The sequence below is a fragment of the Streptomyces sp. NPDC044033 genome (assembly GCF_056434425.1).
In genome coordinates, this window is record NZ_JBWKFF010000010.1 from 33,758 (window position 1) to 48,579 (window position 14,822).

A 14,822-nucleotide genomic window follows, 5' to 3' on the forward strand; every position below is an offset into this window, starting at 1 on the left:
CACCGCATTCGGAGCCATAGGATTGGGCCCGACACCTACACACCCACCCTGAGGATCGCTGCATGCCTGGCATCACGCGCGAGGAGGTCGCCCACCTCGCCCGGCTGGCGCGTCTGGAGCTGAAGGACGAAGAGCTTGCGCACTTCGCCGGACAGCTCGACGACATCATCGGCGCGGTCGCCCGCGTCTCCGATGTGGCCGACGAGGACGTACCGCCGACGTCCCACCCGCTGCCGCTGACCAACGTCATGCGACCGGACGAGGTCCGTCCGTCGCTGACCCCGCAGGAGGCGCTCTCCGGCGCCCCGGCCCAGGAGCAGCAGCGTTTCAAGGTGCCGCAGATCCTGGGGGAGGACTGACATGACCGATCTCACCAGGCTCACCGCCGCCGAGACCGCAGAGAAGATCGCCTCGGGCGAGGTGACCGCCGTCGCCGTCACCGAGGCCCACCTGGCCCGCATCGAGGCCGTGGACGAGAAGGTGCACGCCTTCCTGCACGTGGACCGGGACGGCGCGCTCGCGCAGGCCCGCCGCGTGGACGAGAAGCGCGAGAACGGCGAGAAGCTCGGCCCGCTGGCCGGCGTGCCGCTCGCGCTCAAGGACATCTTCACCACGAAGGGGATCCCGACCACCGTCGGTTCCAAGATCCTCGAAGGGTGGATCCCGCCGTACGACGCGACGGTGACCCGGCGCCTCAAGGAAGCCGACATCGTCATCCTCGGCAAGACCAACATGGACGAGTTCGCCATGGGGTCCTCCACCGAGAACAGCGCGTACGGCCCGACCGGCAACCCCTGGGACCTCACCCGCATCCCCGGCGGCTCCGGCGGCGGCTCGTCCGCGGCCATCGCCTCGTACGAGGCCCCGCTCGCCATCGGCACCGACACCGGCGGCTCGATCCGCCAGCCGGCCGCCGTCACCGGCACCGTCGGCGTCAAGCCCACCTACGGCGGCGTCTCCCGTTACGGCATGGTCGCCTTCTCGTCCTCCCTCGACCAGGGCGGGCCCTGCGCCCGTACGGTCCTGGACGCGGCCCTCCTGCACGAGGCCATCGCCGGGCACGACCCGCTCGACTCGACGTCCATCGACGCACCGGTCCCGTCCGTCGTCGAGGCGGCGCGCAACGGCGACGTCAAGGGCATGCGCGTCGGCGTCGTCAAGGAGTTCGCGGGCGAGGGCTACCAGGCCGGCGTCATGCAGCGGTTCAACGAGTCCGTGGAGCTGCTGCGCGAGCTCGGCGCGGAGGTCGTGGAGATCTCCTGCCCGTCCTTCGACAAGGCCCTGGCCGCGTACTACCTGATCGCGCCGTCCGAGTGCTCCTCCAACCTGGCCCGCTTCGACGCCATGCGCTATGGCCTGCGGGTCGGCGACGACGGCACGAAGTCGGCGGAGGACGTCACCGCGCTGACCCGCGAGGCCGGCTTCGGCGACGAGGTCAAGCGCCGCATCATCCTCGGCACGTACGCGCTCAGCTCCGGCTACTACGACGCGTACTACGGTTCCGCGCAGAAGGTCCGCACGCTCATCACGCGCGACTTCGAGCGGGCCTTCGCATCCGTGGACGTGCTGATCTCGCCGACGACGCCGACCACCGCCTTCCCCATCGGGGAGCGTTCGGACGACCCCATGGCGATGTACCTCGCCGACCTGTGCACCATCCCGACCAACATGGCGGGCAACGCGGCCATGTCGCTGCCCTGCGGACTGGCGCCCGAGGACGGGCTGCCCGTTGGGCTCCAGATCATCGCCCCCGCCATGGCCGATGACCGGCTCTACCGTGTCGGAGCGGCCGTGGAGGCCGCCTTCGAGGCACGTTGGGGACACCCGCTGCTTGAGGAGGCACCGTCGCTATGAGTGGAAAGCTTGAGAAGGCCAAGGGCTTCAAGAAGTCCAAGCCCGGCACGTACCTGTCCATCGGCACCACGCTCTTCGGTGCGATCAGCGTCGCGAAGCAGGCCAAGAAGGCCCGCTTCGAGCAGGACACGCTCCAGCTGATCGACGCGGTCGTCTCGGCCGCCGCCATCGCCACCGGCGTCGCCCTGCTCGTACGCGAGCTGCGCCGCATGGGCGACGACGACGTCCTGCAGGGCTGAGAGGTTAGTTTTCCGTGACTGTCACCGACCTGGTGTCGTACGACGACGCGCTGGCCACCTACGACCCCGTAATGGGCCTTGAGGTGCACGTCGAGCTCGGCACCAAGACCAAGATGTTCTGCGGCTGCTCCACCGAGCTGGGGCAGGACGCCAACAGCCAGACCTGCCCGACCTGCCTCGGTCTGCCCGGCGCGCTGCCGGTCGTCAACGAGATCGGCGTCGAGTCGGCCATCAAGATCGGCCTCGCCCTCAACTGCGAGATCGCCGAGTGGTGCCGCTTCGCCCGGAAGAACTACTTCTATCCGGACATGCCGAAGAACTTCCAGACCTCCCAGTACGACGAGCCGATCGCCTTCAACGGCTATCTGGACGTCCAGCTGGAGGACGGCGAGATCTTCCGCGTGCAGATCGAGCGCGCCCACATGGAGGAGGACACCGGCAAGTCCACCCACGTGGGCGGCGCCACCGGCCGTATCCAGGGCGCCTCCCACTCGCTGCTGGACTACAACCGGGCCGGCATCCCGCTCATCGAGATCGTCACCAAGCCGATCGAGGGCGCCGGCGAACGGGCCCCCGAGGTCGCCAAGGCGTACGTGGCCGAGCTGCGCGAGCTCATCAAGGCGCTCGGCGTCTCCGAGGCACGCATGGAGCAGGGCCAGATGCGCTGTGACGTGAACCTGTCGCTGCGCCCCCAGGGCGTGGAGAAGTTCGGCACGCGCAGCGAGACGAAGAACGTCAACTCGCTGCGCTCCGTGGAGCGCGCCGCCCGCTTCGAGATCCAGCGGCACGCGGCGGTGCTCTCCTCCGGCGGCACGATCGTCCAGGAGACCCGGCACTTCCACGAGGAGGACGGCTCCACCACCTCCGGCCGCATCAAGGACAACGCCGAGGACTACCGGTACTTCCCGGAGCCCGACCTGGTGCCGGTGGCTCCCGCCCGCGAATGGGTGGAGAAGCTGCGGGCCGCACTGCCCGAGCTGCCGCGCCTGCGCCGCAACCGGCTGCGCGAGGAGTGGGGCGTCTCCGAGCACGACATGCAGTCGATCCTCAACGCGGGCGCGGTGGACCTGATCGTGCAGACGATCGACGCGGGCGCACCGGCCGACCAGGCCCGCAAGTGGTGGATGGGCGAGCTGGCCCGCCGCTCCAACGAGGACGGCGTCGACCTCGCCGCCCTGCCGATCACCCCGGCCCAGGTCGCGCGCGTCTGCGCGCTGGTCGCCGAGGGCTCCCTCAACGACAAGCTGGCCCGCCAGGTCATCGAGGGCGTGCTCGCCGGCGAAGGCTCGCCGGACGAGGTCGTCGGCAAGCGCGGCCTCGCGGTCGTCTCCGACGAGGGCGCGCTGGGCACGGCCGTGGACGAGGCCATCGCCGCCAACGCCGCCATCGCCGACAAGATCCGCGGCGGCAAGGTCGCCGCCGCGGGCGCCCTGGTCGGCGCGGTCATGAAGGCCACCCGGGGCCAGGCGGACGCCGCTCGCGTCCGCGAACTGATCCTGGAGCGGCTGGGGGTCGAGGGCTGACACCCGCTGCTGTACGCATACGAGCCGGCCGCCCCCTTCCGAGACGGAAGGGGGCGGCCGGCTCGTATATCGCCGCCCCTCCGGCGGGTCAGCGCGGACGCGTCGGCAGGTGCCGGGCGAAGAACGTGAGCACGTGGCCGCGGACCAGGGGGATCGAGCGGGTCGGGGCGGCCGTGCCGATCAGGGAGGTTCTGTCGGCCGGGGTCATCAGGCCCGCGGTCTGCATCTGCGGGGCCATGGCGGCGTAGTCGGTGAACACCCAGTGCGCGGCGTCGCCGAGGCGGGCGTGGTGGGTGTGGCCGCGGGGGTGGGTGAGCAGGGCGGACCAGGAGCGGGACAGTTCTCTTCGGTGCGGGAAGCCCGCTGTGCCCAGCAGGAGCAGCGGGCGGCGCACGCCGTGCCGGGCGACCGGGAGGAGCGGCCCCGGGCGGCCGGGGGCCTGTGGGGCGTAGTCCAGATAGCCCTCCAGGTTGATCGCCGCGTCGATGCGGCAGTCCTCGTACATCGCCTCCGCCACGGCCGTGCCGCCCGCCGAGTGGCCGTAGGCGCCCACCCTCCGCAGGTCCAGTGCCCGGTCTAGATCTTTCGGTATGGGGCGGCCCGTCGGGTCCGGGTTGTGACCGGATGCGAGGGTCTCCAGTCGGTCCAGTACGAAGCCGATGTCCGCCACGCGGGTGTCGATCGCCGTGCGGAACACCTTCGGCTGCTCCCGGGGATCGCCCCGGAACACGGTCGGGCGGACCGTACCGGTCCTGCCGCGAAGTTCGGTGGGGAAGGACACCACGGCTGCGTCGCCGGGATGGTCGATGGTCACCACCACATAGCCGCGGCTCGCCAGTTCCTCGGCCACGCCCGTGCCCAAGGTGCGTGGGTCGCCGCCGCCTGGGCTGTAGAGCAGCACCGGGGACGGTACGGGCCGCGCGGGCGCGTCCGTATGGGAATGGGTGCTGGTGGCGGCCCAGTCCACCCCGGTCTTCGGGAGTTGCGGGTGCGTCAAGGGAGCGATCTCCGCGAAGACGGCCGCGGCCTCCTCCGTCATCTGGCGCGCGACCTGGAAGCCGCGGACGGCACGGGCCGGGTAGTAGACCGTGACCATCACCTCCCGTACACGGATCTCGGGGTCCCAGGGGTCGGGCCTGCGCCGGTCGACCAGATAGAGGGTGGTGACGCCCGTACGGTACGGGCCGGTCGGCTTCGGCAGTCGCAGGGTGACGCCGTCCGCGGCCGCTGTTCCCGGACGGGCTCGTGCGACGCCCGCGCCGCCGCTCGCGAGCAGCGCTCCGGCCGTCGCCAGCGCCGCCGACCGCACCACGGTCCGCCGGTCCATACCCAGTCCTCCCGCGCCGCTGATCATGACTCGTCCGCCTTCCCCTGTGCTCCTTGTCCCGGTCCGCCGCCCTCTGTGTGAATGAAGGGGCGTGCGCCGATACTGAGGTCCGGCGGGGAGCGCGGGCGAAGGTTTCGGGCCTGGCCGAAACGATGGCGCGGCGCGGCGAGGGGGAGTAGTGGTACGGATTCGGCTCACGGCGGCGGACTTCGCCCGGGTCCGGTTCGCACCCCGGCCGGCGCCCTTGCAGGAGCTGAACGCGGCGCTCTCCATGATGTGCCGCCGCGACGGCCGGCTGCTCTTCGGCCACTGGCGGCAGCGGGCGATGCGGTCCCTGCCGAACACGGCCGCACCACTGCGCGATCTCGTGCCGGGGGCGGTGGCACCGCAGTTCATCGACGTGTTCAGCGACACCCTCGACGAGGGGCTGGACACCGTACGGGCCGCGCGCCCGGCGCTGGTGCGCGCCGAGATGGAGCGGGTGTACGCCCGGCACGCGTCCCCGGCCCCGCCGTGGATCCGCGGCCTGCACCGGGGCGACGCCGACTCCTGGCAGCTCCTGCGCCGCGCCCAGCACACGGCCTTCGACGCCATGCTGCGCCCGGCCTGGGGCCTGGTGCAGGACCTGCACCAGGCGGAGTTCGCCCGCCACGCGCTGGCCGTCGCCGAGCACGGCATCGGCGCCGCGCTCACCGCGCTCGTCCCCGGAGCGCGGCTCGGCGACGACGGCGTCTGGGAGTTCGCGGGCCCCTCGGAGCGGGAGATCCGCCTGGGCGGCCGGGGCGTGGTGCTCGTGCCCACCTTCCACTGGACGGGGCATCCGCTCGTCGCCGACCTGCCCGGCCGCCCGCTGTATGTGACCTATCCGGTCGGCACCGTCCTGCCGCCCGCGCTGACCGCCGCGGACGGTGCGCACGACCCCGGCGACGCGCTGGCCGGGGTGCTGGGGCGGACCCGGCTCGACGCACTGCTCGTGCTCGCCGACGAGCACACCACCACCGGCCTCGCCCGGCGGCTGAAGGTCGGCAACGCCACCGCGTCCGCCCACGCCGCGGCGCTGCGCGGCGCGGGCCTGATCACCACGGTCCGCGCCGGGCGCGCGGTCCTGCACCGGCGGACGGCGCTGGGGACGCTGCTGGTACGGGGCCGGGGCTGAGAGCCTGTGACCCGGCCCTACAGCAGGGTGACCGTCAGGTCCGGGTCCTCGAAGCCCTCGTCGTCGAAGGGGTACAGGGGGCGCTCCACGCGGTGGTGGCCCAGGCGCAGGAGGTCCTGGTCGACGCCGCCGGGGGTGAGGGCGAGGAGCCAGTCGGCGGCCATGTCGTACAGCTCCGGCTCCAGGTAGCCGATCTTGACGACCACCAGGTCGTACGTGCGCGGGTCCAGCTCCCCGAAGTCGGCGAGGGTATGGAAGGGCTTGCGGCGCTCGGTGAGCACGGTGGTCACGCCGCCGCAGGTGACGGCGGCGGTCCGGCCGCCCTCGTCGTAGGCCGGGTTGCCGCGCGGGCCGTCGCCGTCGGCCGCGGTCGCGCCCTGGAGGGCGGTGACCGTGCCGGTGAGCGCGTACGGCTCGCACTTGCTGATGTGGCCGCCGACCGACAGGTTCACCGTCGCGCCGACGCCGGCCTCGAAGCACGCCGCCACCGCCGCCGGGTCCATGATGCCCGGGTGGATCGCGGTGCTGCGGCCGGACGCCAGCTCCTCGTCGGCGAGGAGGCGTTCGAGCATGTGGGGCAGGTCGCCGGCGCCGCCCGCGGTGGGGTTGTCGCCGGAGTCGCTGATCAGGAACGGGCGGGCGTCGGAGGCGACGGCCTTGGCGATGGCGGTGTCCGCGTCGGCGGTCGGGCCGACGAAGACGAAGTCGCGGCGCACCCGCCAGTACTCCTCGGCCAGCGAGCGCGCCTGCTCCACGGCGAGTTCGGCGTCGTCGCCCGTGACGACCACGGCCGCCTTGCAGCGCGGCTCGTCCGCCCAGGCGTAACCCACCCAGATCGCGGCGTCCACGATGCCGTCCATCGCCTCGATGCCGGCCAGCCGCCCGTACAGGGACTTGGCGGGCTCCAGCCGGGTGCTGGTCTTCTCGCCGGGGAGCAGCACGGGGATCTGCACCCACGCGACGCTCGGGCGGCCCTTGCCGGAGGTGAGGCGCTCCACGAGCTTGCGGGCCGCGCGCTCACGGGTGTCCCAGGCGTCCTCGTGCGGGGCGAGGCGGTGGGCAGTGATGAGGTCGAGCTGGTCGGCGAAGCGGCGGGAGACGTTGCCGTGCAGGTCCATGGCGGCGGAGATCAGCGCGTCGGGGCCGACCGCGGACCGTACGGCGTCGGTGAGGTCGCCCTCGGCGTCCTCCAGGCCCACCACGCTCATCGCGCCGTGGATGTCGTAGACCAGTCCGTCGAGGGGGCCCGCGGCCCGGAGGCGGTCGGCCAGCTCGGTCTTGATCCGGTCGTACGTCTCCCGCTCGACCGCCCCGCCGGGCAGGGACACGGCGTGCACGAGCGGCACCCACTCCACCAGGCCGTCGAGGTCGCTGCCGGGGCCGGTCCACGTGTAGCGGGCGAGCAGGTCCGCGTCGCGGGTGACGCGGAAGTCGTCGTACGTGGAGCGGTGCGGGCAGAAGGTGCTGGACTCGATGGACATGCCGCCGATGCCTATGCGGAGGCGGCCGGTGGGGGTGGTCATGGTTGCTCACTTTCCGTGGGGTGGCGGACCGTTCGATGGGTTCTCAAGGGGCGGGGGCTCTCCTCAAGCGAGGCTCAAGGCCCCGGCATGCCCGCCGCGCACTCGCGCAGCGCCGCGTGGCCCGCGCCCAGCAGCCCCGCGTCCGGTCCGCAGGTCGCCGCCGCTATCGTCAGCGCGCTGGTCGCCATCGGCAGGCACCGCTCGTACAGGACGCCCCGGACCGCGGCGACCAGCGGCTCGGCCTGGGACAGGGCGCCGCCCAGCACGACCGCCTCGGGGTTGAAGAAGTTGACGACCACGGAGAGCACCCCGCCGATGTGCCGCCCCGCCTGGCGGACCAGCGTCGTGGCGAGCGGCTCGCCGTCGGCGACCAGGCGCAGTATGTCGGCGGCGCCGTCCGCGGCGATGCCGCCCTCGCGCAGCGCCGCGGAGATGGCCGCGCCGCTGGCCACGGTCTCCAGGCAGCCGATGTTCCCGCAGGAGCAGGGGCGCTCCGCCGCCGCGTCCACCCGGACGTGGCTTATGTCTCCCGCGCTGCCGCCCGCGCCGCGGTAGAGCCGGCCGCCGCTGATGACGCCGGAGCCGATGCCGCGCCCGGCCTTGACGACCACGAGGTGGCGCAGCGCCGGGTGGGCGGCGCGGTGCTCGCCGGCGGCCATGAGGTTGGCGTCGTTGTCGACGAGCACGGGCAGGCCGAGCCGGTCGCGGAGGCGGTCGCCCAGTTCGTACAGGTGCCAGCCGGGCATCCGGGAGGGCGCGATGACCCGGCCGGTGGCGGTGTCGACGGGGCCGGGGAAGCCGACGCCCACCGCCCGTACCGCACGGCCCGCCGCGCGCTGCTGGTCCGCGAGCTCGCCGAGCCGGGCGGCGAGCAGGTCGAGGGCGGGGCCGGGGCCGGCGGTGAGGTCGAAGCCGTGCTCGGAGGTGTCGAAGACGGCGTCGGTCAGGCCGACCGCGCCGATCCGGGCGTGGTGGCTGCCGAGGTCGGCGGCGAGGGCGACGGCCCCGCTGTCCGGTATGCGCAACAGCCGGGGGCGGCGCCCGCCGCGCGAGGCGCCCTCGCCGCCCTCGGTCAGCAGCCCCGCGTCGACGAGCTCCTGGACGCGGGCGGAGACGGTGGAGGCGGCGAGCCCCAGCTCCCGTACGAGATCGGCACGCGAGGTGGCGGCGCCGCTCGCGACGAGATCGAGGACGTGTGCGGCGGAGCCGGACTGCTCGTCCGCTGCCGTCATGTTGGCGGCCCTTCTGTCGGGTGGCTTCGTCGGGGCTTCGTCAGGGCTTCTCGTTCGGAGAACTTCATTCGGCGAACGAAGCAAGTGCGGCCTTTGGTTCGCTGACAGTAGACATCAATCGAAGGCTTGTGCGCTAGACCCTTGACTTCTTTTCGTATTCGTCCGTACTTTGCTCGCAATCTTCGATCGGTTGACTATGGAGGCGGCATGGGGCTGCGCAAGATCCGAATACGCGGGCCCGTCGCCGCTCTTCTCGCGGCGGTGCTGGGCGTCGGCCTGCTCAGCGGCTGCGGCCCGAAGAGCTCCGCCGTCACCGAACTCGGCGCCAGCGGTGGCGTGAAGGTCGAGGGCGGCACGGCCACCATGGCGCTGCCGCCCGCCGCCACCCCCAACTGGATCTTCCCGATCGGCGCGCCCGGCTACCTGGCCACGTACAACAGCTCCATCCAGAACCTGCTCTACCCGCTGCTCTTCAACCCGGAGCAGAAGGGCGACAAGCTGACGATGGACAGCCCGGGCAACCTCGCCGACGGCATGCCCGTCTACGGCGACGGCAACAAGGAAGTGACCGTCAAGCTCAAGAAGGGCTACGACTGGTCCGACGGGAAGCCCGTCACCGCCTCCGACGTCAAGTTCTGGTTCGACCTGATCAAGGCCAACAAGAAGGACTGGGGCGGCTATTCGCCCGGCCTGATGCCGGACAACGTCAAGAGCTTCGACGTCCTGGACGCGCACACCTTCCGGCTGCGGCTCGACCGCTCGTACAACCCGGACTGGTTCACCAACAACACGCTCCAGTACTTCAAGCCGCTGCCCGAACACGCCTGGAACCCGGACCACGAGGACCCGAAGAAGGTCTTCACCCGGCTGACCGCGCACGGCAAGCAGCTCTCCAAGTTCTCCACCGACCCGCTGTGGAAGACCGTCGCCGGCCCCTGGCGGATCGAGAAGTGGACCACCAACGGCGAGGTCGCGCTCGTACCCAACAAGAAGTACAGCGGCCCCGACAAGCCGCACCTGGACCGCGTCGTCTTCAAGCCCTTCACCACCGCCGACTCCGAGTTCAACGTGTTGCGCGCGGGCGGCGTCGACTACGGCTACATCCCGCCCTCGGTGATGGCCCAGTCGAAGAAGTTCAAGGAGATGGGCTACCGCATCGACCCGTGGGAAGGCTGGGCGATCACCTACATCGTCCTGAACTTCAACAGCCCCACGGCGGGCCCCATGCTGCGCCAGCTCTACATCCGCCAGGCGCTCCAGCACCTCATCGACCAGAAGGAGATCTCCAAGGTCGTCTGGCAGGGCTCCGCCGCCGCCACCCGCGGCCCGGTACCCGCCAGCCTGCTCCCCAAGGACCCCTACCCGTACGACCCGGCGGCCGCCGAGAAGCTGCTCACCGGCCACGGCTGGGTCTCGCGCGACGGCGCCATGCGGTGCGCGAAGCCCGGCACCGGCGACGACCAGTGCGGCAAGGGGATCAAGAAGGGGCAGCAGCTCAAGCTGGAACTGCTCTCCCAGTCCGGCTCGACCGAGACCTCCAACACCATGCAGGTGATGAAGTCCGCGATGAGCAAGGTCGGCATCGACTTCGAGATCCGCCAGCAGCCGCTCAACACCGTGCTCGGCACCACCGTCCCCTGCAAGGAGACCGAAGCCGCCTGCAAGAGCTGGCAGATGGGCTTCTTCGGCTCCCAGGGCAGCTGGTACTTCCCGCCCGCCCCCAGCGGCGAGACACTCTTCGCGACCAACGCGCCCTCCAACATGGGCAACTGGTCCGACCCGAGGACCGACCAGCTCGTCAAGGCCACCGAGTACTCCGGCGACCCGGCCGCGATGCGCGAGTACGCCCAGTACGTGGCCGATCAGGTGCCCGTCCTGTGGACGCCCAACCCCGCGTACCAGGTCTCCGTCATCCGCAACGATCTGCGCGGCGTCGGCCAGAACCCGACGCTCTCCCTCTCGCCCCAGGACTGGTACTTCGTGAAGAAGGGCGGCGAGGGCAAGTGACCCGCTTCCTCATCAAACGCGTCGGGCAGGCGGTCATCGTCCTGCTCCTCGTCTCCGTCATCGTCTTCGTCCTCCTGCACCTGCTGCCCGGCGGCCCGGCCCGCGCGATCCTCGGACCGCGCGCCACCCCCGACGCCATCGCGCACTTCAACCACCAGCAGGGATACGACCGTTCGCTGCCCGTCCAGTACGTGCAGTACCTCGGCCGGCTGCTGACCGGCGACCTCGGCGAGTCGTACAAGCTCAACCAGAGCGTCGCCTCGCTGATCGGCGAACGGCTGCCCAAGACGCTCGTACTGACCGGCCTCGCCATCGTGCTCGCCGCGATCCTCGCCATCCCGCTCGGCATCATCCAGGCCGTGCGCCGCGGCAAGGCCGCCGACTACGCGCTGACCGGCGCCGCCTTCCTGGCCTACGCCACGCCCGTCTTCTTCCTCGGCCTCGTCCTCATCCTGGTCTTCAGCCAGCAACTCCAGCTGTTCCCCGCCGAGGCCCCACAGGCCGAGACGATCGGCGGCATCCTCTCCAACCTGTCCGCGCTGGTGCTGCCGGTGGTCACGATGGCGCTCGGCATCATCGCCGCCTTCAGCCGCTATATGCGCTCGGCCGTGCTGGACAACCTCAGCGAGGAGTACGTACGCACCGCGCGCGCCAAGGGGCAGTCCGAGGCCCGCATCATGGCCCGGCACGTACTGCGCAACGCTCTCATCCCGCTCGCCACCCTCCTCGGCCTCTACCTCCCCACCCTCATCAGCGGCGCCCTCGTTGTCGAGTCGATGTTCAACTACCCGGGGATGGGGCTGCTCTTCTGGAACTCGGCGCAGGGCTCCGACTTCCCCGTACTGCTCGGCGTCACCCTCGTCGTCGGCGTCGCCACCGTCATCGGCTCGCTGATCACCGATATCGCGTACGCCGTCCTCGACCCCCGGATCAGGAGCGTCTCGTGACCGCCGCAGCCGTCGAGGCGACGCAGCCGGAAGCCGCCGTCGCCACCCCCAGCCTCGCCCGCCGCACGCTGACCGTCTTCGCCCGCAACAAGCTCGCCCTGCTCGGCGCGGTGCTGCTCGTCGGCCTGATCGCGTTCTGCTTCCTCGGCCCGCTGATCCTCCACACCGACCAGGTGCACACCGACCTGAGCCAGGCCAACCTGGCCCCCGGCAGCCCCGGCCACCTCCTGGGCACCACCGACCTCGGTTACGACATGCTCGGCCGGCTGATGTACGGCGGCCAGACCTCCCTGGAGGTCGGCCTCGCCGCCGGCCTGCTGGCCACCCTCTTCGGCACCGTCTACGGGGCCGTCGCCGGATACTTCGGCGGCTGGGTCGACGCCACGATGATGCGCATCACCGACGCGGCCCTCGCCATCCCCGCGCTCTTCCTGCTCGTCGTCGTCGCCGCGATCATCACGCCCAGCAAGCCGGTGCTGATCCTGATCATCGCCTCCGTCGCCTGGCTCTCCCCGGCCCGCCTCATCCGCGGCGAGGCCCTCGCCCTGCGCAGCCGCGACTACATCCACGCCATGCGGCTGATGGGCGGCGGCGGCACCCGGGCCGTCTTCAAGCACATCGTCCCGAACGCCATCGGCACGGTCATCGTCAACGCCACCTTCCAGATCGCCGACGCCATCCTCTACGTCGCCTATCTGTCCTTCCTCGGCCTGTCGATCCCGCCGCCCGCCGCCGACTGGGGCTCCATGCTCTCCTCCGGCATCACCTACACGCAGGTCGGCTACTGGTGGCTGATCTTCCCGCCCGGCATCGCGATCGTCCTCGTCGTCGCCGCCTTCAACTTCATCGGCGACGGCCTGCGCGACGCCTTCGACGTGCGGCTCCAGAAGAACTGAGGCAACCACCATGACCGACAAGCTCCTGGCCATCGAAGACCTGCACGTCGAGATCGCCTCCCGCACCCGCACCGTGCACGCCCTCGACGGCGTCAGCCTCGACCTCGCGCCGGGCGAGGCCCTCGGCATCGTCGGGGAGTCCGGCTGCGGAAAGACCATGACCGCGCTGTCCGTGCTCGGGCTCCTCCCGAGCGGGGGGCGCGTCAGCGGCGGCCGGATCCTCTTCGACGGCACCGACCTGGCCGCCGCCGCCCAGCCCGTACTGCGCGATGTGCGCGGCAACACCATCGGCATGGTCTTCCAGGACCCGCTGACCTCCCTCAACCCCACCATGACCATCGGCGCCCAGGTCGCCGAACCCCTCCTGCTGCACACCGGGGCCACCAAGGCTCAGGCATGGCAGAAGGCCGAGGAGACCCTCCGGCTGGTAGGCATGCCGCAGCCCGGCGAGCGGATGAGGAACTACCCGCACCAGCTCAGCGGCGGCATGCGGCAGCGCGTCGCCATCGCCATGGCCCTGGTCTGCGAACCCAAGCTGCTCATCGCGGACGAGCCGACGACGGCCCTGGACGTCACCACCCAGCACCAGATCCTGGAACTCATCGACGAGCTCCGCGACCGCCTCGGCATGGCGATGATCCTGGTCACGCACGACCTCGGGGTGATCGCCAAGCGGGTCGACAAGGTCGCCGTGATGTACGCGGGCAAGGTCGCCGAACGGGCGGGCGTACGCCCCCTGTTCGCGGCCCCCCGGCACCGCTACACCCAGGCCCTCTTCGCCGCCCTGCCCGAGCGCGCCGCCGACGAGTCGCAGCCGCTCGCCACCATCCCCGGGCTGCCGCCGTCCTTGGTCGTACGGCCCACCGGGTGCCGGTTCGCGCCGCGCTGCGGCTTCGCCACCGACGAGTGCCGGTCGGCGGAGCCGGAGCTGACGGAGGCCGTCGACGGCGCGGGCGAGCACGCCTTCGCCTGCTTCCACCCCGTCTCCCCGGACACCGACCCCGTCGCCGAGGTCGTGCCCCCGGCGCCGGCCGCCGCGCCCGTACGCACCGACGAGACGCTCCTCGCACTGCGCGAGGTCGCCAAGGAATACCCGCTGCACGGCGGACCGTTCGCCCGCCGCAAGGGCGCCTCCGCCGTCAGCGCGGTGGCCGGGGTCTCGCTGACCGTCAAGCGCGGCGAGACGTTCGGCATCGTCGGCGAGTCCGGCTGCGGCAAGTCCACCCTCGGCCGGATGGTCGTCGGGCTGGAGGCGCCGACCAGCGGGGAGATCCGCTTCGGCGGCCAGGACATCACCGCCCTCGGGCGGAAGGAACTGCGCGCGCACCGCAGGGAGGTGCAGCTGATGTTCCAGGACTCGTACGCCTCCATGGACCCGCGCGCCCGCGTCGGCGCGATCCTGCGCGAGCCGCTCGTCATCCAGGGAATCGGCGACCGGGCCGCGCAGGACGCGCGCATCGCCGAACTCCTCGACGAGGTCGGGCTGCCGCGCGGGGCCGTGGACCGCTACCCGCACGAGTTCTCCGGCGGCCAGCGCCAGCGCCTGGGCCTCGCACGGGCGCTGGCGCTCAGCCCCGACCTCGTCGTCGCCGACGAACCGGTCTCCGCGCTGGACGTCTCCGTGCAGGCGCAGATCCTCAACCTGATGCGCGACCTGCAACGGGACAAGGGCCTGACCTACCTCTTCATCTCGCACGACCTCGCGGTGGTGCGGTACCTGGCCGACACGGTCGGGGTGATGTACCTGGGCAAGCTCGTCGAGACCGGCCCCGCCGAGGCGGTCTTCGGCGCCCCGCTGCACCCCTATACCCGCGGGCTGCTCGACACGGTCAACGAGCCCGACCCGACGGCCGAGTCCACCGGTTCCCCGCTCGGCGGCGAGACCCCCTCGGCCGCCGCGCCGCCGTCCGGCTGCCGGTTCCGCACGCGCTGCCCGATCGCCCAGGACGTCTGCGCCACCACGGAGCCGCCGCCGGCCGAGCCGACCGCGGTGGGACACCGGGTGGCCTGCCACTTTCCGCTGGTGCCGGCGGGGGCGTAGGGGCGGGGGCGGCGGCGGGGCACGTCGCGCTGGTACGGGCGTCCCCCGCCGCGCCTCGTACGGGCGTCCCCGCCGCG

Annotated in this window: 12 protein-coding genes; 9 read left to right on the forward strand and 3 right to left on the reverse strand. The window is 71.8% G+C overall.

Features of this window, described 5'->3' with window-relative positions:
- Positions 1-62: 62 nt before the first annotated feature.
- From gatC to gatB, 4 genes are read left to right on the forward strand one after another with little or no spacing between them, the layout of a single operon-like run.
- Positions 63-359 (forward strand): Asp-tRNA(Asn)/Glu-tRNA(Gln) amidotransferase subunit GatC, encoded by a 297-nt coding sequence (gene gatC / locus AC07AB_RS19050; protein ID WP_478567975.1) that lies wholly within the window; start codon positions 63-65, stop codon positions 357-359.
- A 1-nt stretch (position 360) separates the two neighbouring features.
- Positions 361-1,854 (forward strand): Asp-tRNA(Asn)/Glu-tRNA(Gln) amidotransferase subunit GatA, encoded by a 1,494-nt coding sequence (gene gatA / locus AC07AB_RS19055; protein WP_478567978.1) that lies wholly within the window; start codon positions 361-363, stop codon positions 1,852-1,854.
- Positions 1,851-2,093: a hypothetical protein gene (locus AC07AB_RS19060; protein WP_363132168.1), complete on the forward strand. Its 243-nt coding sequence runs from the start codon at positions 1,851-1,853 to the stop codon at positions 2,091-2,093. The genes gatA and AC07AB_RS19060 overlap by 4 nt, the downstream gene beginning before the upstream one ends.
- A 14-nt stretch (positions 2,094-2,107) precedes the next feature.
- Positions 2,108-3,616, forward strand: a complete 1,509-nt coding sequence (gatB, locus tag AC07AB_RS19065) for an Asp-tRNA(Asn)/Glu-tRNA(Gln) amidotransferase subunit GatB (RefSeq protein ID WP_478567981.1) — start codon at positions 2,108-2,110, stop codon at positions 3,614-3,616.
- An 88-nt stretch (positions 3,617-3,704) separates the two neighbouring features.
- Here gatB and AC07AB_RS19070 read toward each other — a convergent pair whose 3' ends face one another.
- Positions 3,705-4,943 (reverse strand): alpha/beta hydrolase family protein, encoded by a 1,239-nt coding sequence (locus AC07AB_RS19070; protein WP_478567984.1) that lies wholly within the window; start codon positions 4,941-4,943, stop codon positions 3,705-3,707.
- Positions 4,944-5,121: 178 nt separating this feature from the next.
- Here AC07AB_RS19070 and AC07AB_RS19075 point away from each other — a divergent pair, with 178 nt between their 5' ends.
- The gene (locus tag AC07AB_RS19075; RefSeq protein ID WP_478567987.1) at positions 5,122-6,099 is read left to right on the forward strand and encodes an ArsR family transcriptional regulator; all 978 of its coding nucleotides are present in this window, start codon (positions 5,122-5,124) and stop codon (positions 6,097-6,099) included.
- A gap of 17 nt (positions 6,100-6,116) precedes the next feature.
- Here the strand turns inward: AC07AB_RS19075 and AC07AB_RS19080 are convergent, their stop codons facing one another.
- Both AC07AB_RS19080 and AC07AB_RS19085 read right to left on the reverse strand, forming a co-directional pair.
- Positions 6,117-7,622 (reverse strand): M81 family metallopeptidase, encoded by a 1,506-nt coding sequence (locus AC07AB_RS19080; RefSeq protein ID WP_478567990.1) that lies wholly within the window; start codon positions 7,620-7,622, stop codon positions 6,117-6,119.
- Between the two features lie 74 nt (positions 7,623-7,696).
- Positions 7,697-8,854 (reverse strand): ROK family protein, encoded by a 1,158-nt coding sequence (locus AC07AB_RS19085; protein WP_478567993.1) that lies wholly within the window; start codon positions 8,852-8,854, stop codon positions 7,697-7,699.
- 207 nt (positions 8,855-9,061) lie between these two features.
- On the opposite strand from AC07AB_RS19085, the gene AC07AB_RS19090 reads away from it, so the two are divergent.
- Genes AC07AB_RS19090 through AC07AB_RS19105 form a run of 4 tightly spaced genes read left to right on the forward strand, consistent with a single transcriptional unit; the run spans position 9,062 to position 14,745 of the window.
- A complete protein-coding gene (locus AC07AB_RS19090) occupies positions 9,062-10,861 on the forward strand; it encodes a peptide ABC transporter substrate-binding protein (protein WP_478567996.1) in 1,800 nt (599 codons plus the stop codon).
- Complete coding sequence (locus AC07AB_RS19095) at positions 10,858-11,808, forward strand: ABC transporter permease (RefSeq protein ID WP_478567999.1); 951 nt, start codon at positions 10,858-10,860, stop codon at positions 11,806-11,808. Before AC07AB_RS19090 ends, AC07AB_RS19095 begins: the two co-directional genes overlap by 4 nt.
- Complete coding sequence (locus AC07AB_RS19100; RefSeq protein ID WP_478568002.1) at positions 11,805-12,704, forward strand: ABC transporter permease; 900 nt, start codon at positions 11,805-11,807, stop codon at positions 12,702-12,704. Before AC07AB_RS19095 ends, AC07AB_RS19100 begins: the two co-directional genes overlap by 4 nt.
- A gap of 10 nt (positions 12,705-12,714) precedes the next feature.
- Positions 12,715-14,745 carry an ABC transporter ATP-binding protein gene (locus tag AC07AB_RS19105; RefSeq protein WP_478568005.1) on the forward strand — a complete coding sequence of 677 codons (2,031 nt, stop codon included), beginning with the start codon at positions 12,715-12,717 and terminating at the stop codon, positions 14,743-14,745.
- Positions 14,746-14,822 lie beyond the last annotated feature (77 nt).

Coding starts and splice junctions, on each gene's coding strand:
- gatC (WP_478567975.1), top strand. CDS start 63: ATGCCTGGCATCACGCGCGAGGAGGTCGCCCACCTCGCCCGGCTGGCG.
- gatA (WP_478567978.1), top strand. CDS start 361: ATGACCGATCTCACCAGGCTCACCGCCGCCGAGACCGCAGAGAAGATC.
- AC07AB_RS19060 (WP_363132168.1), top strand. CDS start 1,851: ATGAGTGGAAAGCTTGAGAAGGCCAAGGGCTTCAAGAAGTCCAAGCCC.
- AC07AB_RS19070 (WP_478567984.1), bottom strand. CDS start 4,943: ATGGACCGGCGGACCGTGGTGCGGTCGGCGGCGCTGGCGACGGCCGGA.
- AC07AB_RS19080 (WP_478567990.1), bottom strand. CDS start 7,622: ATGACCACCCCCACCGGCCGCCTCCGCATAGGCATCGGCGGCATGTCC.
- AC07AB_RS19085 (WP_478567993.1), bottom strand. CDS start 8,854: ATGACGGCAGCGGACGAGCAGTCCGGCTCCGCCGCACACGTCCTCGAT.
- AC07AB_RS19090 (WP_478567996.1), top strand. CDS start 9,062: ATGGGGCTGCGCAAGATCCGAATACGCGGGCCCGTCGCCGCTCTTCTC.
- AC07AB_RS19105 (WP_478568005.1), top strand. CDS start 12,715: ATGACCGACAAGCTCCTGGCCATCGAAGACCTGCACGTCGAGATCGCC.